General features: G+C 58.2%; 19 protein-coding genes and 2 tRNA genes. 7 read left to right on the forward strand and 14 right to left on the reverse strand.

Features of this window, described 5'->3' with window-relative positions; all coding sequences use genetic code 11:
• Positions 1 to 4: 4 nt before the first annotated feature.
• The 4 genes from F6X24_RS17275 to F6X24_RS17290 form a co-directional block, all read right to left on the reverse strand.
• On the reverse strand, positions 5 to 751 hold the full coding sequence (locus F6X24_RS17275) for an LbetaH domain-containing protein (protein WP_191906373.1): 747 nt from the start codon (positions 749 to 751) through the stop codon (positions 5 to 7).
• Positions 718 to 1,695 (reverse strand): glycosyltransferase family 2 protein, encoded by a 978-nt coding sequence (locus F6X24_RS17280; RefSeq protein ID WP_191906374.1) that lies wholly within the window; start codon positions 1,693 to 1,695, stop codon positions 718 to 720. The genes F6X24_RS17275 and F6X24_RS17280 overlap by 34 nt, the downstream gene beginning before the upstream one ends.
• On the reverse strand, positions 1,688 to 2,029 hold the full coding sequence (locus tag F6X24_RS17285) for a hypothetical protein (RefSeq protein WP_151089195.1): 342 nt from the start codon (positions 2,027 to 2,029) through the stop codon (positions 1,688 to 1,690). The genes F6X24_RS17280 and F6X24_RS17285 overlap by 8 nt, the downstream gene beginning before the upstream one ends.
• A gap of 619 nt (positions 2,030 to 2,648) precedes the next feature.
• Positions 2,649 to 3,449, reverse strand: a complete 801-nt coding sequence (locus F6X24_RS17290; protein ID WP_229725200.1) for a hypothetical protein — start codon at positions 3,447 to 3,449, stop codon at positions 2,649 to 2,651.
• Between the two features lie 245 nt (positions 3,450 to 3,694).
• On the opposite strand from F6X24_RS17290, the gene F6X24_RS17295 reads away from it, so the two are divergent.
• A complete protein-coding gene (locus F6X24_RS17295) occupies positions 3,695 to 5,866 on the forward strand; it encodes a S9 family peptidase (RefSeq protein WP_151089196.1) in 2,172 nt (723 codons plus the stop codon).
• Positions 5,867 to 5,981: 115 nt separating this feature from the next.
• On the opposite strand, the gene F6X24_RS17300 is transcribed toward F6X24_RS17295, so the two are convergent.
• On the reverse strand, positions 5,982 to 7,064 hold the full coding sequence (locus F6X24_RS17300) for a sensor histidine kinase (RefSeq protein WP_151089197.1): 1,083 nt from the start codon (positions 7,062 to 7,064) through the stop codon (positions 5,982 to 5,984).
• 602 nt (positions 7,065 to 7,666) lie between these two features.
• Between F6X24_RS17300 and F6X24_RS17305 the strand changes: the two genes are divergently transcribed.
• Entirely contained in the window at positions 7,667 to 9,778 is a 2,112-nt protein-coding gene (locus F6X24_RS17305; protein WP_151089198.1) for a glycoside hydrolase family 97 protein, read from the forward strand.
• A 78-nt stretch (positions 9,779 to 9,856) separates the two neighbouring features.
• Here F6X24_RS17305 and F6X24_RS17310 read toward each other — a convergent pair.
• From F6X24_RS17310 to mltG, 5 genes are all read right to left on the reverse strand, one after another.
• Positions 9,857 to 9,941 (reverse strand) — tRNA-Ser (locus tag F6X24_RS17310).
• Positions 9,942 to 10,016: 75 nt separating this feature from the next.
• Positions 10,017 to 10,103: transfer RNA gene (locus F6X24_RS17315), tRNA-Ser, on the reverse strand.
• Between the two features lie 109 nt (positions 10,104 to 10,212).
• Entirely contained in the window at positions 10,213 to 11,172 is a 960-nt protein-coding gene (locus F6X24_RS17320; RefSeq protein WP_151089199.1) for a YihY/virulence factor BrkB family protein, read from the reverse strand.
• A gap of 114 nt (positions 11,173 to 11,286) precedes the next feature.
• Positions 11,287 to 11,775 carry an acyl-CoA thioesterase gene (locus F6X24_RS17325; protein WP_151089200.1) on the reverse strand — a complete coding sequence of 163 codons (489 nt, stop codon included), beginning with the start codon at positions 11,773 to 11,775 and terminating at the stop codon, positions 11,287 to 11,289.
• A 141-nt stretch (positions 11,776 to 11,916) separates the two neighbouring features.
• Positions 11,917 to 13,005, reverse strand: a complete 1,089-nt coding sequence (mltG, locus tag F6X24_RS17330; RefSeq protein ID WP_151089201.1) for an endolytic transglycosylase MltG — start codon at positions 13,003 to 13,005, stop codon at positions 11,917 to 11,919.
• A gap of 202 nt (positions 13,006 to 13,207) precedes the next feature.
• On the opposite strand from mltG, the gene F6X24_RS17335 reads away from it, so the two are divergent.
• Positions 13,208 to 13,840 (forward strand): L-threonylcarbamoyladenylate synthase, encoded by a 633-nt coding sequence (locus F6X24_RS17335; RefSeq protein WP_151089202.1) that lies wholly within the window; start codon positions 13,208 to 13,210, stop codon positions 13,838 to 13,840.
• Between the two features lie 77 nt (positions 13,841 to 13,917).
• Here the strand turns inward: F6X24_RS17335 and F6X24_RS17340 are convergent, their stop codons facing one another.
• Together F6X24_RS17340 and F6X24_RS17345 are read right to left on the reverse strand one after the other, a co-directional pair.
• Positions 13,918 to 14,820, reverse strand: coding sequence for a lysophospholipid acyltransferase family protein (locus F6X24_RS17340; RefSeq protein WP_229725202.1), 903 nt, complete (start codon positions 14,818 to 14,820; stop codon positions 13,918 to 13,920).
• A 14-nt stretch (positions 14,821 to 14,834) separates the two neighbouring features.
• The gene (locus F6X24_RS17345; RefSeq protein ID WP_151089203.1) at positions 14,835 to 15,710 is read right to left on the reverse strand and encodes a hypothetical protein; all 876 of its coding nucleotides are present in this window, start codon (positions 15,708 to 15,710) and stop codon (positions 14,835 to 14,837) included.
• Positions 15,711 to 15,776: 66 nt separating this feature from the next.
• Here F6X24_RS17345 and F6X24_RS17350 point away from each other — a divergent pair, with 66 nt between their 5' ends.
• The 3 genes from F6X24_RS17350 (at position 15,777) to F6X24_RS17360 (ending at position 19,761) form a co-directional block, all read left to right on the forward strand.
• A complete protein-coding gene (locus tag F6X24_RS17350) occupies positions 15,777 to 16,400 on the forward strand; it encodes a WbqC family protein (protein ID WP_151089204.1) in 624 nt (207 codons plus the stop codon).
• 154 nt (positions 16,401 to 16,554) lie between these two features.
• On the forward strand, positions 16,555 to 19,185 hold the full coding sequence (locus tag F6X24_RS17355; RefSeq protein ID WP_151089205.1) for an ATP-dependent Clp protease ATP-binding subunit: 2,631 nt from the start codon (positions 16,555 to 16,557) through the stop codon (positions 19,183 to 19,185).
• Positions 19,186 to 19,356: 171 nt separating this feature from the next.
• Positions 19,357 to 19,761 carry a hypothetical protein gene (locus tag F6X24_RS17360; protein ID WP_151089206.1) on the forward strand — a complete coding sequence of 135 codons (405 nt, stop codon included), beginning with the start codon at positions 19,357 to 19,359 and terminating at the stop codon, positions 19,759 to 19,761.
• Positions 19,762 to 20,244: 483 nt separating this feature from the next.
• Here the strand turns inward: F6X24_RS17360 and F6X24_RS17365 are convergent, their stop codons facing one another.
• Entirely contained in the window at positions 20,245 to 22,761 is a 2,517-nt protein-coding gene (locus F6X24_RS17365; RefSeq protein WP_191906375.1) for a TonB-dependent receptor domain-containing protein, read from the reverse strand.
• 249 nt (positions 22,762 to 23,010) lie between these two features.
• Complete coding sequence (locus F6X24_RS17370) at positions 23,011 to 24,258, reverse strand: helix-turn-helix domain-containing protein (protein ID WP_151089208.1); 1,248 nt, start codon at positions 24,256 to 24,258, stop codon at positions 23,011 to 23,013.
• An 86-nt stretch (positions 24,259 to 24,344) separates the two neighbouring features.
• Here F6X24_RS17370 and F6X24_RS17375 point away from each other — a divergent pair, with 86 nt between their 5' ends.
• Positions 24,345 to 25,151, forward strand: a complete 807-nt coding sequence (locus tag F6X24_RS17375) for a ribonuclease H-like domain-containing protein (protein WP_217278586.1) — start codon at positions 24,345 to 24,347, stop codon at positions 25,149 to 25,151.
• The last annotated feature ends 52 nt before the right edge of the window (positions 25,152 to 25,203 follow it).

Genomic DNA, 25,203 nt, shown 5'->3' on the forward strand with positions numbered 1-25,203 from the left:
CTCCTTATTTGAATACCTTAACGCGGCTGGCATCCACCAGCCGCTTTTTGCTGTACTCCCCAGTGTACACAGCGTTATCTTCGGTGTGCTTGCCGATGAGCGAACCGGCTCCGATAATATTGTTGTGGCCGAGCTGCACATTCTCGTTGATGATGGCACCCATGCCAATGAAGGTGTTATCGCCCACCCGCGAATTGCCTCCTAATACGGCTACAGACAGCAGGTTGTGGCTACCAATAACGGTATGATGCCCGATAGTGCAGGCTAGTATCATCACATTGTCGCCGATGGTCACAAAAGGATGAATGAGGCTGGGAGACTCGATAAAAACATGCTCACCCATCACTAGATTGGGCCACGTGATGGCTCTGGAACCAATATAGCTAGCAAATCTGTAGCCTATAGCTTTGGCTTCCTCAAAAAGCTGGCGGCGCACCTTATTCAGGCCCACAGCAATGTAGAGCTTATACTCCGATGGCGGATACAAAGCCGTTAACTCTTCAAACGCAACTAGCGGCAGGCCTTGAAACTGCGTTCCGACCGCCGATAGATAGGCCGCGCCTACACAAAAGGCAACTACCTCGTACGGGCTATCGTGGGTAAAGAGATAATGCGTGCACTCAGCCTGTTTGCCAATTCCATAAATAACAAGCTTCATATAATCTTCTCTATATACATTCAATTCTTTTGTGCTGCTGCGGGTTGAGTATTTTCGTGCTAGGCAGCTCTTCTCCCAAAATTCTTCAGGCATTCGCGCTGCAGCAAAAGCAGCCATCGGGCCGTTACAGCCAGTAGACTTTTTAGCTGGCTAGGCCGGTAGAGCGCTCGCAACCGCAAGGCCTGCTGCAAGGAGGCGGTAGCCGCGGGCAGCGCGCCGCGCCTCGTATACATATCGGCAAAGTTGAGATAGTGCTTACTAAGGGCGCGTCGCAGCATCGCAGCATGCTCCGTGAGAGCATAATGCTGCACAAGTTGGTGGTACATGGATAGAAATTTAGTCTGACGCCACTCTAAGGTAGCAAATCTCCAGCTACTGCTCATGTTGCTGCGGTAGCAGCCCATCACCTCTTGCATCAAGTATATCTTACCCTTGGCCGCGTGTATAACAACGAACGGGAAATCGATAGGGAAAGTCTGGAAAAGCCAGTTGGGAAGCTCCTTTAGGTCATTGCGCAGCACCATTGAGCCAGTCTGGCCGAGGGTCTGTTGCAAACTGTCGCTAAACGTGTATACCTGACGCAGACTTTTAAGCGATTTCCCGGTCGGGAGCGATGGGATATATTCCGGCGGCATTATGGGTGCCCCGTCCTGAATGATTTCTACAAAATGAAAACAGATGGCAAAATCGGCATGCTCGTCGAGCCATTGCACCTGCCGGGCCAGCTTATCGGGGCTGGTCCAGTAATCATCGCCTTCCAAAAAGGCTAGATAGGGCGCGTGGGCCAGGGCTAGGCAGGCCTGCAAGTTGGCGCCAGCGCCCAGGCGTTGTTCGTGGTAAATAGGCCGAATGCGGTCGGGAAACTGCCGGGCATACTCCTCCACGATGGCGCGGGTCTGGTCGGTTGAGTAGTCTACGCCCACTACTACAGTGTACAAAAACGTAACCTGCTGCTGCAATATGCTCTCAAGCGCTTGCGCAATATACAACTCGTGATTGTAGGTTAGCACGAGTACGCTCACTTTAGCTTCAGACATACACGGGCACCGGCAAGGAAAAAGCATGATTTATCCGCAGTTCGGCTTGCACCAGCGCCGTAATACACTGCACTTGGGTAGATAAGCGCGCGAAGAATGGCAGGCAGAGCACAAGCTCCTGAATTGCCAGCTGCAATGCTATTGTGCCGTCGGCTACCAACTGTACAGGCGCACTATCGAGTTCCGCCGCTAAATCGACTTCCAGCGGCTGCACCAGCGGGCCATTATTAGTTAGGTAACAACACTTCCAAATACCTGATAAATCAGTAATATACTCGCTTAATAGCGGGGTTATAGTCTCCGTAACCGAAATAACATCAACTTCCTTAGACATAGCAAAGAAGAGTAGCCGAGTAGTCAACCAGCGCAATAAAGGCTGTATGATTACACAAAGTAAGGTATTAGGCCACCTTAAAGCTAAACAATTTACAACTGTATTATTATTGAAGCTGTTTAGGAAGTAGTCAGTCGAGCGTAAAACAGAAAAGACTCCCACAAAAGCGGGAAATTTGAGGTGCGACCCATCTACTCCCTGAACTATACCGCCGCCTGGCCATTGAGCGCCTCAACGCTTGGCTCGACGGCTTCAAGGCCCTGCTCGTACGCTATGAAACCAGCTTGCAAAATTGGCTAGCCTGCACTGGCTCGCCTTTACCGTGCTGCTACTGCGTAAAATTGCCCCGCCGCCTACTTCCTAAACAGCTTCATTGTTTCCCCAACTAAAATAAAAGCAAAAAAAACATGACACAACCACTTGAAGTTCAAAAAATTTACTTCATATAAAAACCATTTGGACTCGAAATTGCTCTTCTATCAACTGTAGTAGTCAGCCAGTGCTTTGCGCAGCAGCTTAATTCTGGCAGTATTTATACACTTTAGGCATCGCTAAATGGCTACCTACCTGGCACTTTGAGAGCAGCAATCTATACATACCCCTTATACATAGGCTAGCCCTAAAACTGCTGCTGGTGCGAAAAGCTGAAGCCTACCTTGCTACCCCGGCTAACCTGCTGGTTTTCGAGCTTTTGCTTGACGCTGATACGCTGAATCTCGGGCAGCGGCGGTGCAATGAGGTCGTTATTGACGGCCGCAATCATAGCGCTTTCCACAAACAGGCGCATGGCTTCGGGTGTAATAACACTGCCGCTCATGTCGTGGTCGGGTAGCTCGAGCTGCTGCACGCCCTCCAGGAAATAGTGACTGTCGATATTGATGAGCAGGCGGCCGAGCAGATAGCCGGGGTCATTGAGGCGCTGGTAGCGAATGCTGTCGGCCATGAAGTTGTAGGCCATAATGTGGCCGAAGAAGCGCCGCCGGAAGTCGGCCTCCACGTAGGGCGTGTTGAGTAGCGCGAAATCGTCGGGGAAGGTGACGATGTTGGAGTGCATCACGAACACCAGCAAATCGCCCGAGAAGCGGATGTGAAACTCCATCTCATTGACGGGCAGGCACTCGATGCGCACGCTGGCGTCGGCATCGGTGGTCACTTTCTGCGTCAGCTCCAGGCAGAGCTGCTGCGACACCTGGCGCAGCAAGATAAACGCCGCCTGCGTGGCCCGAAAAATCGCCTGCTTGGCACTCGACTTTTCGCGCAGGCCCTCGGCAATGAGGTTGAGGCGGTCGGGGGGTAAGGCAGGGGCAGCTTCGGCTACCTTCGCCGGGGCAACGGTCTTTTTAGAAGGCCGGGGAGCTTTTTTGGGGGCAGGGGGCAGGCTGGCAAGGGCGGGAGTTGCGGTGGCAGCAGATTTAGCCATATAAACCGGGTAAGTGGCGGCAGAAGATAAAAAGGAGCCGCGCCGTATAGGTACGCAAAGAGACCGGGCAGTGGTTGTGAAAACACCGCCCCGACGCTCCGGCAACAACCAGGAAAGCCGGCTCCGGAAGAAGTAGCCGCTGGCCAGGCCGCCCTCGGGCCACTTTGCGCGTCTTTGGAGCCCGGCAGCCCCTGGCTATGCCCAAGCTGCTGTAATTTCAACGCTTCAACTCTTATTCTTTACGCATGATACAGCACACAGTCCGCCAGGCGGGCGTGACAGTAGCCCTGCTCCTGGCCGGCACCGCCGCCACCCAGGCGCAAGTAGGCCCCGGCACCCAGTGGACCAAAGATGGCTACGGCTACCTGAAAGTGCAGCAGGACGAGCTTGTGCAGCTTGATGCCCGTAAAACCGGCCAGGCGCTCACTATCCTCAGCAAGCAGCAGCTAACGCCACAGGGAGCCACGGCGCCCCTGAAAGTGCGCCGCTTTTCGCTCTCCGATGACGGCAAGCAGGTGCTGCTCAACACCAATACCAGGAAGGTATGGCGCTACGACACCCGTGGCGACTATTGGGTGTATGATTTGGCTACCAAGCAATTAACCCAACTCGGAAAGGGCCGGCCCGAGTCGTCGCTGATGTTTGCTAAGTTTTCGCCCGATGGCAAAAAAGTGGCTTACGTGAGCGAGCACAACCTCTACGTGGAGGACCTAGCCGACCACCACATTACGCAGCTTACCAGCGATGGCACCGACCGGCTTATCAACGGCACCTTCGACTGGGTGTATGAAGAGGAGCTGGATTGCCGCGACGGCTTCCGCTGGGCCCCCGATGGCCAGAGCCTCGCCTACTGGCAGCTCGACGCCACCAAAACGCGCAACTATCTGATGCTGAACACCACCGACGCGCTGTATCCCTACACGGTGCCGGTAGAATACCCCGTGGTAGGCCAAGACCCCAGCCGCGCCCGCATTGGCGTGGTGCCGGTAGCCGGCGGCCCTACCCGGTGGATGGATATCCCCGGCGATGCCGTGCAACATTACCTGCCGCGCATGGAGTGGTCGGGCAAAAACGAGTTGATAGTGCAGCAGCTCAACCGCCGCCAGAACGAGAGCACTATCATTCTCTGCAACACGGCCACCGGCTCGGCTAAGCCGATTTTCAGCGAAACCGACAAGGCCTGGGTTGATGCCAAGGACGAAGCCGTGGGCTGGAACTGGATTGAGGGCGGCAAGCGCTTTGTGTGGAGCAGCGAAAAAGACGGCTGGCGCCACCTCTACGCCGTGGACCGCACCGGCAAGGAGCAGCTGCTCACGCCCGGCAACTACGACGTTATCAGCGTGGCAACCATCAGCGAGCCGGCGGGCACCATTTACTTCATGGCCTCGCCTACCAATGCCACCCAGACTTACCTCTATAAAGTGCCGCTGAAGGGCGGCAAGGCCGAGCGCGTAACGCCCGCCGCTCTCACCGGCTCGAACAGCTACGACGTGTCGCCCAACGGGAAAATTGCGCTGCATACCTTCTCCAACACCGGCACCTTCCCGGTAGCCGACGTGGTAAGCCTGCCCGCCCACACCCGCCTGAGCGGCGGCGAGGTGCCCGAGCAGGCTAGGAATATGAAGCTGCCCAAAACGGAGTTTTTTCAGGTAAAAACCGTGGATGGCGTGACCCTCGACGGCTGGATGGTGAAGCCTACCAACTTCGACCCCCGCAAGAAATACCCCATCGTGTTTTACGTGTATGGCGAACCGGCCAGCCAGACCGTAACCGACCGCTTCGGCACGGGCCTCAACCGCCTCTACCAGGGCAACATGGCTGATGATGGCTACATCTACGCCTCGCTCGAAAACCGGGGAGCCCCCGCCCCGCGCGGCCGCGAGTTTCGCAAGGCTATTTACCACAACATCGGCAGCCTGAATATCCGCGACCAGGCGATGGGCGCGCAGGAAGTATTAAAAAACAGCTATATTGATACCAGCCGCGTGGCCGTGTGGGGCTGGAGCGGCGGCGGCTCCTCCACCCTCAACCTGCTGTATCAGTACCCCGGTATTTATAAAACGGGTATTTCCATCGCGGCCGTGGACAACCAGCTCAACTACGACAATATATATCAGGAACGCTACATGGGCCTGCTGCCGGAAGACCGGCACTTTTTCGTGGACAACTCGCCCCTGGCGCACGTCAAAGGCCTGCGCGGCAACCTGCTGCTCGTGCACGGCACCGGCGATGACAACGTGCACTACAACAACGCCGAGCAGATGATTAATGAGCTGGTGAAGAACAATAAAACCTTCCAGCTGATGAGCTATCCCAACCGCACGCACAGCATTTCGGAGGGTGAAGGCACCAGCCGCCACCTGGCCAGCACCTACACGAAGTTTTTAAAGGAAAACTGCCCTCCCGGCGGCCGGTAACGACCGCCTCACGCGACGATTAAGTAAAAAGCCCCATTTCCAAATCGGAGATGGGGCTTTTTGCGCCTACTCCAAGCCGTAGCCGCTTCCGGTGCGGCTACGGCCGCGCAGCCGACTAACCGGCCAGCGGCAGCTCAATAAGGAAGGTAGTGCCCTTGCCCTCAGTGCTTTGAAACGAAATACTTCCCTCATGCAGCTCAATAATGGCCTTGATGATGGACATACCCAGTCCGGTGCTGCGCTCGCCGCGCAGGCCCGGCCGGCGGGCTTTGGTAAACTTTTCAAACAAGCCCGCCTGCAACGCTACCGGAATACCAATGCCGGTATCGGCCACGGTTATCAGCGCGTGGCTGGCAGTTGCTACCACCCGCAGCGTAATGGTGCCGCCATCGGGCGTAAACTTAATGGCGTTGGACATCAGGTTGTTCATGACCTGCATAAACTTGTTCTGGTCCATCTCCACAAAAATCGGCACTCCTTCTGCCTCAAACCCGAAATGCTTGTCTGTGTAGCGGCTGCCGGTTTGGTACTGCGTAATGAGCAGGCGCAGCTTTTCGACCAGCTCTATCCGCTCGCGCCGCAGCACTACGTTCACCGAATCGAGAAACTCATGGTCAACGAAGTCGCGAATCAACCCTATGCTGTCGCGGCATAAGTCGCGCATGTGGTCAATCGCAGTTGTCAGCGCTGCATCTTGCAGCGGCGCCACTGCTTCGTGAAAATAGTCGCTCATTTGCTGAAGGACGCTGAACGGACCAGCCAGCTCGTGCGACAGAATCTCCAGCGTCGTATTTTTTTTCGTGTTGTACTTATCGGCATGCCAAAGCGCGGTCTTGGTGGCCGAAATATCTTCCAGCAAGCCGCCCACCTGGTCGCCATCGGGGCCGGCAAGCCAATGCGGCGTGATGCTCAGATGCTGCACCAGCCCTTCGGGTGTGCGCAGCCGCAGCTCAAACGGCTCCCGGAGCTGGCCCCCGCGCCAGCGCTGCCAGCAATCCAGCGCATGCTCGTAGTCATCGGGATGAATACGCGCCAGTAGCCCCGGCAGCTCCTCGTTTACCCGCTCGCAGTGGCCCTGCAGCAGCTCTTCATAGGCAGCACTCACATAGCTGACGCGCTGCGACTGCACCTCATAAACAAAAAAAACCTGCGGCGACTGCTGCAGGAAGCTGGTAATAAAAGCGGTAGGGAAAGACATGGTTGCTGAAAGCTTAGCCGTACAATATAGGTAATGTAGCAGCAATGAGGGCAGCAGTGGCACAAAGGCAAAACTGGCTTCCGCTGGCGCACCCGGCTCCAAAGCGGGTAGTATGCCAGCCGGTGCCCCAGGAGCCGTGCAGGCTACGCTTCCGCTTCCTGCGGCCGGGCCTTCAGCACCCTCCCTGCCGGTACATATGAGCTTACGCAGGCTTTAGCTACCAAAGCTACTCAGTAGTAGCGCAGTTTGGCAGGCTGCACTCCCAAGCTGCTTTACTAAGCGCGCCGACCAGCCCGCCCCACGGCCGGGCCGGCTCTCTGTGTGCAAAGAACTTAAGTGCCGCCGGCTACCCGCCTGCGCATCACCTGGAGCCATCGGCAAAACCCACTGACCGAAAGTACTGAAAACAGGGTTCCTTGCGAGCGGGGTTTCAGCTCGGCCGCGTGTCCTCTTTCAGATTACGTGCGGCGGCGCCGCAGATGTTTCTGGGCAGGCAGTACGTTTGCAGCAGCGGATGGCCGCGAGGCCGCTTTGCGGCGGTACAGCCCCCTGCTCACCGGCCGGCCCAACCGGCTTCCCCTGCGTAAATCGACGATTATACCATGAAAAAATATTTGTTGCTGTGGCTGCTGCCGGCTTTTCAGGCGGCGGCCCAGTCTCCCGCCGCGCCGCCCCTAACGGCCAGCCTGGGCGGCGTAAAGCTGACGTTTTCGCTCACGGCCGGCCGGCCGGGCTACGCCGTAACGTACGACCAGAAGCCAGTAGTAACTACCTCGCGGCTGGGTATTGCCCTGGAAGACGGCCAGGGCTTTGCCGGGCCGCTGGTGCTCACGGGCAGCGAGCTGAAAGACGTGGACGAAACCTGGCAGCCCGTGTGGGGCGAAGTGAAGAGCATTCGAAATCATTATCAGCAGCTCACGGTGCACCTGCGCCAGCCCGCCGCGCCCGGCCGGCGGCTCGACGTAGTATTTCGGGTATTTGCCGACGGTGTGGGGTTCCGCTATGAGTTTCCGCGCCAGCTGGCGCTGGGCAATTTCGTAGTCAGCGACGAGCTGACCGAGTTTGCCCTGCCCGCCGACCACCAGGCATTCTGGATACCCGGCGACTACGATACCAACGAGTATCTCTACACGCACTCGCGGCTAAGTGCCGTCGACAACTCGGCGCAGGTGCGGTCGTCGGGCGAGATTGCCGTGCGCGCGGCCCCCGACCCGCAGGCCGTGGCCACGCCGCTCATGCTCAAGGCCGACAACGGCTTATACCTCAACATTCATGAGGCGGCGCAGGTAAACTACCCGGCCATGCAACTGCACGTCGACCGCGCCAGCCACGTGCTCACGGCCCGCCTCGTGCCCAGTGCCGTAGGAGGCAAAGCCTTTTTGCACGCGCCCAGCCGCACGCCCTGGCGCACGCTCGTTATCAGCGACAAAGCGCCCGACATCCTGACTTCCAAGCTGATACTCAACCTGAACGAGCCGAACAAGCTACCCACTACCGACTGGATAAAACCTATGAAGTTTGTGGGCGTGTGGTGGGAGATGCAGACTGGCCGCTCTGATTGGAAATACGCCGCCAGTGCCGACACGCTCGACCCGCAGGGCCGGCTCATTCCGACCGGCCGCCACGGGGCTACTACTGCCAACGTGAAGCGCTACATCGACTTTGCCGCGCAGCATGGCATTGCGGGCGTGCTGGTGGAGGGCTGGAACGTGGGCTGGGAAGACTGGTTTGGCAACTGGAAGGAAAACGTGTTTGATTTCGTGACACCCTATCCGGACTTTAATGTGCCGGAAATCAGCCGGTATGCAGCCAGCAAGGGGGTGAAAATGATAATGCACCACGAAACCTCGGGCGCGGCTACCAATTACGAGCAGCACCTCGACACGGCCTACCAGTTTATGAACAGGTATGGCTACCCGGCCGTGAAAACCGGCTACGTAGGCCGCATTATCCCGCGCGGCGAGCACCACGACGGGCAGTGGATGAGCAATCACTTTGTGCGGGTGGCCGAGATGGCAGCCCGGCACCATGTAATGGTCGACATGCACGAATCGGTGCGCCCGACCGGCCTGAGCCGCACTTACCCCAACTGGATGGCCAGCGAGGCCGGGCGCGGCAACGAATACAATGCCTTCAGCACGGGTAGCCCGCCCGAGCACGAGACGATTATGCCCTTCACCCGCTTTATGGGGGGGCCAATGGACTATACGCCGGGCATTTTCAAGCTCAAAAACTTCGAGCCTTCGGGCAAGCGCCAGGTGCATACCACGCTGGCCAAACAGCTGGCATTGTACGTGGTACTATATAGTCCTTTGCAAATGGCGGCCGACCTTCCCGAGAACTACGAGCAGCACCTCGATGCCTTTCAGTTTATTCAGGATGTGCCCGTAGACTGGGATGATACCCGCGTGCTGGCTGCCGAGCCCGGCGACTACATTACCACCGCACGCAAAGCCAAAGGCAAAAACGAGTGGTACCTGGGCAGCATCACGGATGAGCAGGCCCGTACGCAGCCCGTGAAGCTGGATTTTCTCACGCCCGGCCAGCGCTACGAGGCCACAATCTATGCCGACGGCAAAGGCGCCGACTGGCAGCAGAACCCGACGGCCTACCAGATTACCCGGCAGGTCATAACCAGTAAGTCGGCTCTGACGCTGAAGCTGGCCCCGGGCGGCGGCGCGGCAGTAAGCTTTAAACCCTTGGCCGGCAAGTAGTTTCGGCACTGCGCTAAGCAGCAAGCCCACCTTAGAAAAGCAGAAGCCCCGTTTCCAGGTCGGAAACGGGGCTTTTTGCAGAGAAGGAGGGATTCGAACCCCCGGACCTGTTACAGTCAGCGGTTTTCAAGACCGCCGCAATCGACCACTCTGCCACTTCTCTAGTAAATAAAATGGTAAAACGGCAATCTGGCGAAGCGTGGAAGCTACTTTGCCAAGGCACTATTTCACCATTTCGCAGAGAGGGGGGGATTCGAACCCCCGATACCGTTGCCGGTATAACGGATTTCGAATCCGTCGCATTCGACCACTCTGCCACCTCTCTAAAGGTCCCAATTGAGTGGTTGGGGCTGCAAAAGTAGGTAGCTAATGACTAATGACCAATGACTAGCGACTAATTTTTTTCTACTTTATTTTAACTAATTAGTCACTAATCACTTATTATTGGTCATCAAATTCAGTCGGCCCGTTACGGCGTCGATGCTCACGTTCACTTCAAAGCCGATAATGAGCGTCATGCACACAAACTCCAGCCACACCATAAAGCCCACCAAAGCGCCGATAGAGCCATAAAAGTGGTTGTAAGAGTTGAAGATGCGCACGTAGAGCGTGAACAGAAACGACACCAGAAAGATGAGCAGCGTAGCCACCACCGCGCCCGTCGAGATAAAGGGCCATTTATCGTGCACCGGCGGCACGAAGTAATAGATAACGCAGGTAGTGGTGAGAAACAGCCCGATAAGTGAGCCGTAGCGCAGCACCAGTATCATAAACTCGGTAGAGCTTTCGGGCACGATTTCATAAAAGACCAGCGCGTCGATGATGAAAGTGCCGAAGAAAATACCCGCGATGGCGATTACCAGAATTAAAGCCAGGGCAAAAGTCAGCACCGTGGCAATGACGCGCTTATGAAAATACCCCCGGTGCTTGAACCACGGGTATTTCTTCTCGAATGCGTCGAGCAGGGCCATGATGCCATTGCTCGAGAGCACCAGCGCCGACACGAACCCAAACGAGAGCAGGCCCCCGTGCGGAATCCGCACAATGTCTTCGATGGTGCCCGCCGTGGCCGAATACAGCTCGTGAGGCATGATGTCGGCCAGGAATTGCAGAATATCCACATCCAGGTTGGGCACCGGGATGTACGGGATGAGCGTGAACAGGAAAATAATGGTCGGAAACAGCGCCAGCGTGAGGTTAAAGGCCATGTAGGCCGCCCGCTTTTCGAGCGAGTCGAGGCGCAGCTCGTGCAGCACGCGGTCGCCCACGTCGTAGAGCGAGACGCGCCCCCCGCGCATGCGCTGGCGCTTGCCCCAGGCCATCACCGTGCGGTAGGCACGGTGGCGGCGCACATCGGGCAGCATGTCGCGGCGGCGGGCGGGAGGAGCGTGCATGTTGGTGATGTGAGAATGTGTTGAATGTGGAAATGTGAAAGATGGACAAGAAATCCGAGCAGGTTTGCTCATTTTCACATGTCCATATCCAACGCATTTTCACATTAAAAAAACTTACTTACCAAACGCGGCCGGGGCCGGGGCGTCGGCAGGGGTGGCGCGCACCGGGCCCACGGGGCTGTCGGGCTCGTCGTTGGCAAAGTACGGCGCCAGCTTTTCGCGCACGCTGGCCGGGATAGCCACCGGCCGGCCGGTAGCCGTGCTCACGAAAACCATCAGCGTATAGCCCTCGGTGAGCAGCTCGCCGACCTCGTTGCGAATCTCATACTCGAATTTCACCCGCGAGCCCTCGGCCAGTTCGCGCAGCAGCACCCGGATGGTCAGCAGGTCGTCGTAGCGGGCGGGGCGGCGAAAGCGGGTGTGCAGCTCGCCCACCGGCATGCCTACCCCCTGCCCTTCCAAATCCTTGTAGCGAATGCCCAGCTGCCGGAACGACTCGGTGCGGGCCACCTCAAAGTACGCCGCGTAGTTGCCGTGATAGACGTAGCCCATCTGGTCGGTTTCGGCGTAGCGCACGCGGATTTGGATGTCGGACTGGTACATAGCAACCTGAAAATTACTTATAAAGCGTTTGTCATGCTGAGCTTGCGAAGCATCTTGTCAGGTTTGCACTATCGCTGTTCTGTCCTGATAAGCTGCCTCCTTCGTCAGCATGACAGGTGTGAGGCAAAATGCTGGCTAGGGCTACCGAATGCCCGCTCGCGTCAGCGCAGCCTGGTAGCGCCGGGCATTTACGAGGTGCTGGGCCTGCGTGGTAGCAAAGGCATGGTAGCCGCTGAAATCGTCCTTGGCGCAGAAGTAGAGGTAGTCGTTTTGCTCGGGGTGCAGCACGGCGTTGAGGCTGGCAATGCTGGGCAGGTCGATGGGGCCGGGCGGCAGGCCGGCGTACTTATAGGTATTGTAGGGTGAGTCTTTTTGCAGGTGCACATTGAGCACGCGCTTGATGCCGAAATCGCCGTTGGCGTACACCACGGTGGGGTCGGCCTGGAGCTTCATGCCGCGCTTGAGGCGGTTGAGATACACGCCCGCAATGCGGGGGCGCTCGTCGGCGTGCTGCTGCTGTTCGGCCTCCACGATGCTGGCCAGGGTGCTCACCTGCACGCGCGTCAGGCCCAGCTTCTGGCGGGCTTCGTCGCGCTCGGGCGTCCAGAACTTCTCGTACTCCGACTTCATGCGCTGCATGAGGTTCTGGGCCGAGGTGTTCCAGTACAGCTCGTAGGTATTCGGAATAAACATTGAGAGCACCGTGGTAGTGTCGAAGCCCAGGCTTTTGGTGTAGCTGGGGCTGCTCAGCAGCGAGTCTATTTGCCGGGGCCTGGCGTCAATCTGTTTGCTGAGTTTGCTGGCCAGCTCGCGGCGCAGGCGCACGTTGGTGAAGGTGAGCTTGAGCGGCGTCTGGCGGCCCGACTTCAGCAAATTGATTACCTGGCGGTTAGTCATGCCGGTTTTCAGCTCGTAGCGGCCGGGCTTCACCGCGCCGGGCTTGTTGTAGCCCATCAATTTGCCCACAAAGTGCAGGGAGAGCTTGTCGATAACCGCGCCGGTATTCTCAGCCGCTACCAGGGCCTTTTGCCAGTTGTCGCCCCGGTGAATGTAGACGAAGGCCGGCAACTCCTTGGTATCAATATTCGTTGTATAGAATATTTGAAAAAAGTAATAGGAGAAGCACACCAGTATCAGGCTCAGAATCACGCTTACGGTGGCAAAGCGGTTGCGGCGCTTGATGGAATCGGCCCGGTATTGAATAGCGGACTTTTTGACAGGCTCGGTCATAGAACAGGGAATAATCGCTCAAAAATAACCCCCGGCCGGCGCTGTCGGCGCGGGCGGCGCAAACAAGCCGCGGCACTTTTGCTTATAGCCGTTCATTTATTGAGTGGGTGGCCGCCGAAAACCGCCCGCCGTAGTACCTTTCGCGCCCCAACGGGCCGCCGCGACTGGCCCATTTTGTAATTATTATCCTTTTTTCTGCCCTATGGCCGCTACCCTGCTCCGCATCCACCCCGATAACCCGCCCCAGAATCGCATTCTGCAAGTAGTTGACGTACTGCGCAAAGGCGGGCTTATTATTTACCCCACCGATACGGTTTATGGCATTGGCTGCGATATCAATAACACAAAAGCCGTCGAGAAGCTCTGCCGCATCAAAGGCCTGAAGCCGGAGAAAGCCAACCTGAGTTTTATCTGCCACGATTTGTCGCACATCAGCGACTACGCGCACGGCATTACTACGCCGGTATTCAAGGTGATTAAAAAGGCCCTGCCTGGCCCGTTTACCTTTATATTCGAAGCCAGCCCCAACGCCCCGCGCTACGGCGGCGTGAAGCGCAGCACGGTGGGCATCCGGGTGCCCGACAACCAGATTGTGCGCCAGATTGTGAAGGAGTTCGGCACGCCCATCGTGAGCACCTCGGTGCGTGAGAGCGAGGAGACGCTGGAAGAGTATGTAACCGACCCCGACCTGATTTTTGAGAAATACCGCTCGCTCGTGGACCTTGTTATTGACGGTGGCTTTGGCGGCAACGAGCCCAGCACCATCGTCGACTGCACCAACGACGACTTCGAGCTGGTGCGCCAGGGCCTGGGCGACATTGAGCAGTTTTTGTAAGGCTAGCGTAAGCATAAAGGGGAACGTCATGCTTCGGTAAGCTCCGCATGACGTTCCCTTTTTTTGTGCCTATGACTTTACTGGCCGGCCGGGCGCTTGTGCTTCCAGCGGCGGTGCGTCCAGAGATATTGCTCGGGCGTAGCCCGGATATCTGCCTCCAACTGCCGGATAAAGGCTTCGGTAACCGGATAGCGCTGCGCCTCCTCGGGTGAGCCGGCTCCGGCGGCCACGGCGCGGCCATCGGGCAGCTCCGTGAATTTCACCTCGTAGTAGCCGCGCCGCAGGCGCCGGATACCCACGTACAGCACGGCACAGTCGAGCTGCTGAGCCAGCCGGTCGGCGCTGGTGTAGAAGCCGGCTTCCTGATGCAGAAAGGTGGTCCAGTACGGACGGTCGTCTTTGCCGGCGGCCTGGTCGCTGAGCAGGCTCAGGGTGCGGCCCTCGCCGCGGTGCTGCACCAGATACCGCAGCGTGGCCAGCATGGGCACGGCATCGGCTCCCAGGCGGGTGCGCAGGCGGCGCATGAAATATTCAAAAAACCCGTTTTTCAGCGGCTTATAAACGCCCGCCGCCCGGCCCGGAAATTCGAGGGCGGCACCCGAGAGAATCCACTCCCAGTTGCCGCGGTGCGAGCCCAGCGAAAGCACCGTGCGGCTTTCGGCGAAGTGCCGGGTCATTAATTCGGGGTTGACGAAGCGCATTCGTCGCCGCAGCTGGGCGGGCGATATGGCCCCGAGCTTTAAGATTTCGACGATAACCTGGGCAAAGTGCCAGTAAAACTGCCGGCCGATACGCCGAACCTCCGCCTCGCTCTTGCCGGGGAAAGAATTGTGCAGGTTGGCCAGCACCACGCCCCAGCGGTAGCGCACTACGTAGCTGAGCAGCAAATAGATAAAACCAGCTATTCCGTAAAGCACAAACAGCGGCAGGTAAGCCAGGGCCAGCAGCGGCCAGCTAAGCGGGCGGTAATACCAGGGCACAGCCGGGCGCGCACTCATCGGGGCACGGCCGCGCCGGCCGGCGCGTAGTCGGTGAGGCTGCGCTGGCCGCTTTGGCTTTGGGTAGCCAGCACTTTTTTGGTGGCGGCGTCGCGGGCTTCAATGGTCAGCGTAAAAGGCCCGGCCGGAATGGGGCCCAGCGGCAGCTGCCCCACCACGGCTGTGGGCCGGCCGGCCTGGGTCGTCACGAGCGGCGCATCGGCATCGGCGGCCGTGCCGTCGGGCGCTGCCAGGTGATAGTGCAGCCGCACTGCGCGGCCGGCCGGCACCTGGTTCAGCTCGGTGTAAAAAAACACGTTGTCGGCGCCCCGGCCGTAGTAGCCGCCAGCGGCCCGCGTCAGCAGGTAGCCGCCGCGGTTGAAGGCGCTCTCGGCGCTGGCCTTGGCGGCGGGCCGCGCCAGGAAAACCAGGTCGCTGAACGCCGGCGTTTTCGACTCGGCCAGCACCAGCGGCAGCTCCACGGTAGTTTCGCCATTGGCGCTGCGGTACTGGTCGCGGATGCGGCCGCGCAACGTGTAGGTGCCGTCGGGCAGGGTTATGCGCTTCAAAAAGCTGAGCGGATTTTTAATGGCAATCGTGGTATCGCTGAACACCGGCGGCTTCAGCGTCACGCTTTCCTGCCAGGCGGCGGTGCCATCGGCTTTGAGAATAGCCAGCTCGACCACGGCCGATGACTGAAACGACCTGGGCGCCCGCTGCCGGTAGGTGAGCGGCTGGGTGGGCACCGTCACGGAAATCTCCACTTCGCCACCCTTCTGCACCTGGTCGAGGTTGCGAAACCTGGCTACCTGCAGGATAAGCTGCGGGGGCCCAGCCTGGACGTTGCTAACAGCGGCCAACGCCAGCGACAGAGAAAAGGAGAGAACGCGCATAAAAGCAAAAATAAGGTACAAGCTCACGTCAGGGCCGTTACCGCGCCGGTCGGCTACCTTGCGGCCATGTCCGTTGTCCTCACCGAGCTGCACTACCTGCCGTCCATTACGTATTTTCAGCAATTACTAAGCGCCGAAACGCTGCTGCTCGATGCCCATGAGCACTACCACAAGCAGACCTATCGTAACCGCGCCCTTATTCTTACGGCGCAGGGCCCCCAGGCGCTTACGGTGCCGGTACTAGACGGGGCGCGCTCGGAGAAAATCCGCAGCAGCGAAATTGAAATCGACTACCGCCAGAACTGGATGCACCGGCACTTTCGGACGCTGCAAACCGCTTACGGCGCTTCGCCGTATTTTGGGTACTACGCCGATTACTTGCAGGATATTTATACCCGGAAGCCCAGCCGGCTCTGGGACCTGAACCTGGCTTTTTTGCACCTGCTGCTGCGCTGCCTGCGCTGGCCGCTGCCTATTGAGCTTACTACTGAATACCGGGCGCCGGGCACTGTGCCTACCCTGCTCGACCGGCGCGACTTCCTGACACCTAAAAATACCCCGGCCGGGCCGGCACCTGACAGTCCGTCGCACCGGCCGTATCCGCAGGTATTTGGTACCGCATTTGTACCAGGCCTTAGCGTGTTGGATTTATTGTTTATGCAAGGGCCAGCCGCCGGACAGTTTTTATAAGACAGGCGCTTAGCGAATTTTAATCTGGCCGAACCTTCGTCCGCAGGCGCTTGTTTTTCACATATTCCGCTTTCCTTTACGTATCGGTGTAGCGTAACTATTCAGGCCGGTTTCGGTACAGCTACTATCTGCGTCTTATTTCTATCTTGCTTGCATGGAAGCTAAATTTTCAAACCGCGTCAAGGAGGTTATTTCCTTGAGCCGGGAGGAGGCCATCCGGCTCGGCCACGACTATATCGGTACCGAGCACCTGCTGCTGGGCATGATTCGCGAGGGCGAAGGCACTGCCCTCGGCTTGCTCAAAAAGCTGGGCGTGGCCACCGATGAGCTGAAGTTTGCCCTCGAGCAAGCCACGCGCAACACGGCCTCCACCCAGGGCACCAGCATCACGGGCTCGATTCCGCTCACGAAGCAAACCGAGAAGGTGCTGAAAATCACTTACCTCGAAGCCAAGATTTTCAAGTCGGAAATCATTGGTACCGAGCACCTGCTCCTCTCGATTTTACGCGATGAGGACAATATTTCTTCTCAAATCCTTTCCAAGTTCAACGTGAATTACGAAACCGTGCGCGACTCGCTCGACTACCACGGCGCAGCTCCGAACCCGACCGGCCCCAAAGCCGGCCCGGAGGCTGACGACGATGATGACCGCCTCTTTGGCCAGGGCCAGGGCGGAGCTGGCCGCGGCCAGGGTGCCCAGGGCGGTGCCGCCGGCGCCGGGGCCAAGCGGGCCGGGGAAAAATCGCGCACCCCGGTGCTCGACAATTTCGGCCGCGACCTTACCAAGCTGGCCGAGGAAGATAAGCTCGACCCCATTGTGGGCCGTGAAAAAGAGATTGAGCGCGTGGCTCAGGTATTGAGCCGCCGCAAGAAGAACAACCCGATTCTGATTGGTGAGCCGGGCGTGGGTAAAACGGCCATCGCCGAGGGCCTGGCCCTGCGCATTATCCAGAAAAAAGTAAGCCGCGTGCTGTTCAACAAGCGCGTGGTAACTCTGGACCTGGCTTCGCTGGTGGCTGGCACCAAGTACCGGGGCCAGTTTGAGGAGCGCATGAAGGCCGTGATGAACGAGCTGGAGAAGTCGCCCGACGTGATTCTGTTTATCGACGAGCTGCACACGATTGTGGGTGCCGGCGGGGCTTCGGGCTCACTCGATGCCTCCAATATGTTTAAGCCGGCGCTGGCCCGCGGCGAAATTCAGTGCATCGGCGCTACCACGCTGGATGAGTACCGCCAGTACATCGAAAAAGATGGCGCGCTGGCTCGTCGTTTCCAGATGGTGATGGTAGACCCTACCACGCCCGAGGAAACCATTGAGATTCTGCACAATATCAAGGACAAGTATCAGGACCACCACCACGTGGTGTACACCGATAAGGCCATTGAGCAGTGCGTGAAGCTGAGCGACCGCTACATGAGCGACCGCTTTCTGCCCGACAAAGCCATTGACATTCTGGACGAGGCGGGTGCTCGGGTGCACATCAATAATATAGTAGTTCCTGAAGATATCCTCAAGCTCGAAGAGCAGATTGAGAACATCAAGACGGAGAAAAACCGCGTCGTTAAGTCTCAGAAGTACGAGGAAGCTGCCAAGCTGCGCGACACCGAAAAGAAACTGCTGGAACAGCTCGAATCGGCCAAAAAGAACTGGGAAGACGAAACCAAGAAGAAGCGCTACACGGTAAAAGAGGAAAACGTGGCCGAGGTAATCGCCATGATGACCGGCATTCCTGTGAACCGCGTGGCCCAGAACGAAAGCCAGAAGCTGCTCAACATGGGTGAGGAGCTGCAAGGCAAAGTAATTGGTCAGGATAAGGCTATTAAGCAGCTGGTAAAGGCTATTCAGCGCACCCGCGTGGGCCTGAAAGACCCGAAGAAGCCGATTGGCTCATTCGTATTCCTCGGCCCGACCGGTGTGGGTAAAACGGAGCTGGCTAAAGTGCTGGCTACCTACCTTTTCGACAAGGAAGATGCGCTGGTGCGCGTGGATATGTCGGAGTACATGGAGAAATTCAGCGTATCGCGCCTGGTGGGCGCGCCTCCCGGCTACGTGGGCTACGAAGAGGGCGGCCAGCTGACGGAGAAAATCCGCCGCAAGCCGTACTCGGTTATCCTGCTCGACGAGATTGAGAAGGCGCACCCCGATGTGTACAACCTGCTGCTGCAAGTGCTGGACGATGGTATTCTGACCGACGGCCTGGGCCGCAAGGTGGACTTCCGCAACACCATCATCATCATGACCTCGAACATTGGGGCGCGTGACCTGGCCGATTTCGGCGCGGGCATCGGCTTCGGTACGAAGGCGCGCAATGAGAACATGGACGAGCTGACCAAGGGCACCATTACCAATGCCCTGAAGAAGACCTTCTCGCCCGAGTTTCTCAACCGCCTGGACGATGTGATTGTCTTCAACTCGCTGGAGAAGAAAGACATCCATAAGATTATCGATATCAGCCTGGCCAAGCTGCTGAGCCGCGTGCTGGCGCTCGGCTACAAGGTGGAGCTGACGGAGAAAGCCAAGGACTTCGTGGCCGACAAAGGCTATGACCCCAAGTATGGCGCCCGCCCGCTCAACCGGGCCATCCAGAAGTATATCGAAGACCCGATTGCCGAGGAAATCCTGAAGGCTCAGCTGCTGCACGGCGATATCATTACCGCCGACTTCGAAGAAGGCAAGGAGGAGCTAACCTTTAGCATCGCCAAGAGCGACGAAGCGCCCAACCTGGCCAGCGACGAGCGGCCGGCGGAAGCACCCTCGGAGCCCGAAGCCGGCGAGTCGAAGTAGAGTTATCAGGTTATGAAAAGGCCGGTTCCGCAATGCGGAACCGGCCTTTTTTCTTTTTCAGGGATTCTCGTGGGTAAAAAGCCACTAATTGGCATCTGTCTCTAAACGCTGCCCTCTCGCTGCGAGACAGCTACGTATTCAGTATTTTTTCTTGATATCTGCTTTTGACATATGAACAAGCTGCTTATACTCGCTATCCTTTTAGGGCTGCCAGACGCATTGCTTGCGCAGCAGCTGCCTTTCGACCTTACCCTCACTGAGCCCGACCAGGAGTTGGATGACTTCACTTATCAATTTGTGGGAATTCATAAGATGTCGCCGCAGCTACGAGGGGTGCGTGGCGCCGATAATACCGTGTATTGGGTAAGTGCTAACAGCCAGCAACTAACCGCTTACCAGCAAGGGAAACAGCTTTGGCAAGTTGCTATTGGGCAAACATTTCAGCAAACAATGCGAGGAGCTATCGTAACGAAGCTCATTTTTTGTTCAACTGTGGTTTTTGTTTCTGTAGGCTCACATGGCCAAGCCGAAATAGACCGGAAGACAGGCGCTATTATCTCAGCGGGTACAGACTAAGCAGAGCAGCAAAGATTCTATGTACTGCCACCGCACCTATACAACCTCATACTCTAATCCAGCAACCGTTCTGGAATACCTTACTTTTACTATTAACTCCACTTCTATAGGTAGTATGAATAGTCGGGTTGTAGTAGCTGCTTTGCTTACGGCTTTGCTAGCGCTTTTGCCGGTAGTCTACTTATATTTTATCTGGCCTACTGTGCTGGCTTTCGTGCCCATGCACTATGGGGCTAGTGGCGTGCCCGACCATTTTGTAGAACGAATATGGCTCTGGAATATCGTCTGGTATCCGGCTCTCGGGTTCGTGGTATTCACCTTTCTCCCTCAGGTCCACGAGGGGCAAAGCCTTTTTTGGAGCAGCAGTAAGCAACGGCAGACGCGACTGGTAGTGGTTTTTGCATTGGCCCTCCCCCTCACAGCGCTCATCCATAGAAGCAGCCAGAACAGTCGGCCGGGCTTGTTGGCACCCGCTTCCAGCCGCTAGCCGCCCTGCTTGCTGGCCCCGCTTTTGGTATCGTCGTTGTTGATGCTCTTGCGCTGCTTGGTTTGGCCATTGGCCTGCCCGAAGCGGTAGCTGAAGTTCAGCCGGAATGAGCGCTGGTAACTGCGGTACTCGCTACGCTCGCTGAACGTGGCGGTGTTGGTGGTGCTACGATAAGGCCAATAGCTATTAAAAGGGCTGCCGAGATTGAGCGTCAGGTCGGCTTTGTCTTTGAGCAGGCTTTTCTTCACGCCCATCTGGTAGTAGAGATTGGCCGGGCCGGTGCCCTGAATTTCGGGCGTGTGCGTATTGGCATACACAAAACCCTGTACGGTCAGGCCGTTGTCAAATTTGTAGGAAGTATTCACGTTGATGCCCGCGGTGAAGCCGCTACGCGTGACGTTCAGCACCGAGCTACGGCGCGTGATATACTGCACATCGGGGCCGGCGCTGAGGTCCCACTTGGGTAGTGGCTTGGCCGCCAGGTACACATTGAACTGATAAAACGTATTGGTGGCCGCGTTGGCAAAGGTCTGCGCCGTAATGCTGGGGTCGATGAGCACGCCTTCGGGCAGCGGCACCAAAGGATTGGTAGTGACAAAGCGAATCTGCTCGATGGCGTTGCCGGTGTGCCGGGCCGAGAGCGACGCGTTGAGAGTAGTCGTTTTCAGGGTGGTGCTGTAAGCCAGCTCGTAGGAGTCGGTCAGCTCGGGGTCGAGGGCCGGATTGCCGTAGGAGATATTCTTGGGGTCGGAGCGGTCGACAAATGGGTTGAGGTAGTCGATAAATGGCCGGGTGATGCGGCGGCTGTAGGCAAAGCGCAGGCTGGTAGCGTCGCTGAAAGCATAGCGCGCGCTGCCATTGGGCAGCGCCGTAACGTAGCTGCGGCTGAAGGAAGACGCATTACTGGCCCGAAAATCAGCCGATAAAGCAGTGCGCTCCACGCGGCCTCCGAGGCTGCTGGTCAGCTTTTTGCCCACGCCAAACGAATACGTAGCATAGGCGGCCTGCACATCCTGGGCGTAGCTGAAGTCGGTGGCGCGGCTAAGGTTAGGAGCCAGCGCAGTGCCATAGAGCGTGCGCAGGGTATCGACGGTAGCCACCGAGCCGGTACGCCTAAAAATTGTCTTCAGGCCCACCTCGAGGGTTCTCTTATCCCCGAAGGGCTGGGTAAAGTCGGTTTGGGCCGTGAACTCGTGGCCGGGCGTGCGGCCCCGGCTGTGCTCACGCTGGGTAGCCTGGCTACTTTCGAGCGGGATGGGCGAATTGGCGAACTGGTCGAAGTCGTAGCCAAACGTACCGTTGTTGAGCGCGTACTGGCCCAGCACGCTCCATTCTTTGCGGGCCTGGGCGAAGGTGCGGGTGTACGTACCGGTAGTTTCTACATTCAGCCCGGAGAATATATTGGTTGTACTACGTGTGAACAATTGATTATTGGCCGCCACCGGCGACACGTAGCGGTTAAATAAATCCTGGCTCGTCTGGCCGCCGTAGCCATTTACCGAGCTGGCCAGCGAAAAGCTATGATGCTCGGCCGGGTCGAAATCGAGGCCCACGGTGCCGTAGTACCAGTGCCCATTATTTTGCACGTGGCCCAGCTGGTGCAGCGTATCGGTGCCAAGCGCGGAGTAGCCCAGTCGGTCGCGGCTCGTCTGGCCGGGGTTGTACCACAGGCCGGCATTGGCCGATGACGTGAAGCCGATTTTACCTTTCTTAAAATTCAGCGCCGAGTTGAAGTTGGAGTTGCGGTTGCCGCTGCTGGCGCCCACGCGGCCGTTTACGCCCTGGTCCACACCTTTTTTCATGATAATATTGATGATGCCAGCCGTGCCCTCGCCGTCGTACTTAGCCGGCGGCGTCGTTATCACCTCCACGCTCTTAATCTGGTCGGCCGGAATGCTTTTCAGCGCTTCGGCCAGGTTGCTGGCCAGCGTGGGCGAAGGCTTGCCGTTGACCAATACTTTGAAGTTGCCGGAGCCGCGCATTTTCACGTTGCCATCGCCGTCTACGGCCAGCAGCGGGGCCTTGCGCAGCACGTCCTGGGCAGTACCGCCGGCGTTGCCTACGTCCTGGTCGGCGTTGTACACCAGGCGGTCGGGCCGCACCTCTACTACGGGCTTCTGGCCGGTCACTACTACCTCACCTACCGACTGCGCCGCGGTCGGCAGCAGCAGACTGCCGATGGCCGTCGCGCCCGCGCCCACTGTCACGGTCCGGGTGCGGGTACCGTAGCCTACGTAGCTGGCCCGCAGCCGGAATGTGCCGGCCGCCAGCCTGGTTAGCACAAAGTGGCCCTGGTCATCGGCCGCTACGCCGGTCAGGGGCTTATCGTTGGGGGCGGGCGGCAGCAGCACCACCGTAGCGTAAGCCACCGGCTGATGGCCCAGTGAGTCGAGTACCGTGCCGGTGAGCGAGCCGGTACCAGGGCTGGTTGAAGCCAGGGCCTGCGCAGCGGCCTGACCGACGCTTAACAATGCGGCCAGTATAAATAGCAACAGACAAGTAAATTTTTTCATATATAAAGCTGACCTAGCTACTATCCCAGTCCTATTGATGCCTGTCTGGTGAAATAGGTTGCTTGCCCGGCCAGCAGTAGTATCAAGCGTTGGCTGGGCTACCAGCTTGCGCAGCCTAACGTTACATCGCGCTTCGGCGCGGGGCATTACCAATGTGTTATCCATGGTGGCGTAGTAGTTGAGGAGGCGACAAAGGTCCCCTCCTGCCCCGGCGCCGGCGCTCCAGGTCATAGGATGGCCCGTCCCAACTTATGATTTGGGCCGCACAACCTCGCTGGGCGCCTGGCCCAGCAGCTTCTTAAACACCCGGTTAAAAGTTGATTTTGAGTTAAAACCACTTTCCAGCGCCACGCCCACCAGCGAGTAGTGCGCAAAGCGCGGGTCGGCCAGCTTGCGGCTCGCTTCCTGCACGCGGTAGGTGTTGACGAAGTCGTTGAAATTCTGCCCGCAACCCGCGTTGATGACTTTAGAGAGCACATTGGGGTTGGTGCGCAGGCGCTGGGCCAGCTCAGTCAGGGTCAGCTCGGGCTCCAGCCAGGGCTGCTCATCGGCCATGAGGGCCAGCAGCTTGTCGCGCCAGGGCAGCAGCTCGGGCGGTAAGGCGGCCGGGTCGGGCGCGGCGGCGCTGGCTTGCGGCTGGGCTACAGTAATTTCGGCCGGCCCTTCTTCGGCCGCCAGCGCTTCGGCGGGAGTAGCGCCGGGCTCGAAGCGGAGCGGACTGGTAGCAGCGGCGTAGTTGGCCTGCACGCCCACTGCGATGAGCGCGTAGATGAGCATTCCGCGCAGCGCAAAATAATTCCAGGCCTCTGTATAGCCAAAGTTGAATATTACATCCAGCACTTCAAACAGCAGGCTTAGCCCCAGGCTTAGCGCCTGCAGTAGCAGCAGCTGGCGCAGGCCGGCGAAGCGCAGGCGCTCGGCATCCGAGAAGTTGTCGTTGAGGTAGCGGCGGTAGCGGCGGTAGTCGGCCAGCACCAGCCAGCCATAGGCCGGCAGCATCACATAAACTACGTAAGCCACGGGCTGGGCCAGCCCATCGAGCAGCGCCGCCGCCGGGCCCTTGGTGCCGAAATGATAGGGTAACTCCTGCCCGCGCACCCCATGCAGCCAGAGCAGGTCGTAGGCCGCGGCCGCAGCAAACAAGCTTATTTTTACCAGTCCCGGCAAAAAATGCCACCAGGCACGGGGCCGGAGCCGAAAATCCTGATTGGTGAGGCTGCGAAAATACAGGTAGTAGGCCGGCCCGAGCAGCAGGTTGAGCTGCCAGGGCACGTAAAACATGGCCGTGGAGTAGCCGTCGTGGCTGTCGTACCAGCCCGCAAAGCCCAGCATCCATTGCATAATGGTGAGCGTGGGCAAGCCAATGAGCAGCGCCAGCAGCGCATCGGCCGGCGTGCCCCGGCGCCCGGCCCGCAGCAGCAGCCAGCCCGCCGCCACCAGGCCCGGCACCACAAAAGGCAATAGCAACGAGCTGCGCGGGCCGAAGACAAACAACATGGCGGCGAAATTACGGCGGGGCAACCAAGGCATTATCTGAATTTCACTTAGCTTTGGGGAAATCCGCCCGGCTTTCTTAGCTGCTTATGAATATTCTGCGCCACGTGGAGCTGACCCGCGTTTTTTTCGTCGATATCGAAACCGTGCCGGGCCATGCCACCCACGCCGAGCTGCCCGCCACCCACCAGCCACTCTGGGCGAAGTTTTGCGAGAAGCGCCACGCCAAAGAGCTGGCCGCCGGCCAGACGCCCGCCGAGCTGTTCAGCAACGGGGGCCTCTACGCCGAATTCGGGAAGGTCGTGTGCATCTCGGTGGGCTACTTCCGGCCCTTAAAGGACGAAACGCTGGAGTTTCGCACCAAGTCGTTTGCCGATGACGATGAGTGCGAGGTACTGCGCGGTTTCGGGCAGTTTTTACAGCGCTACGCGCCTTATGGCGGCCGCTACCCCAAGCTCGACACCGCCGGCCCCGAAGGCCATTTTCTCTGCGCCCACAATGGCCGCGAGTTCGACTATGGCTACCTGGGCCGGCGCATGCTGATTTGCGGGCAGGATATCCCACCCATGCTCGACGTGGCCGGCCACCGGCCCTGGGACCTGCCACACCTGCTCGATACCATGGAGCTGTGGAAATTTGGCGACAACAAAGGCCATATCTCGCTGCCCCTGCTGGCGGGCTTGTTTGGCATCCCCTCGCCCAAAGATGATATCGATGGCTCGCAGGTAGGCCACACGTATTGGGTAGAGAAAGACCTGGGCCGTATCGTTACCTATTGCGAAAAGGATATCATTACCACGGCCCGCATCTTTTTGCACTACACGGGTAAAAAAGATTTGTGGCCCGAAGTACAACTCACGCAAATGCCCTGGCCCGCTCCGGCCGTTACGGCCTAGCAACGTGGGCAGCGCTGCCCCAAACCGCGTTTGCGTCGCCAGCCAACCGGCC

This window comes from Hymenobacter baengnokdamensis (assembly GCF_008728635.1).
Taxonomy (GTDB): Bacteria; Bacteroidota; Bacteroidia; order Cytophagales; family Hymenobacteraceae; genus Hymenobacter; species Hymenobacter baengnokdamensis.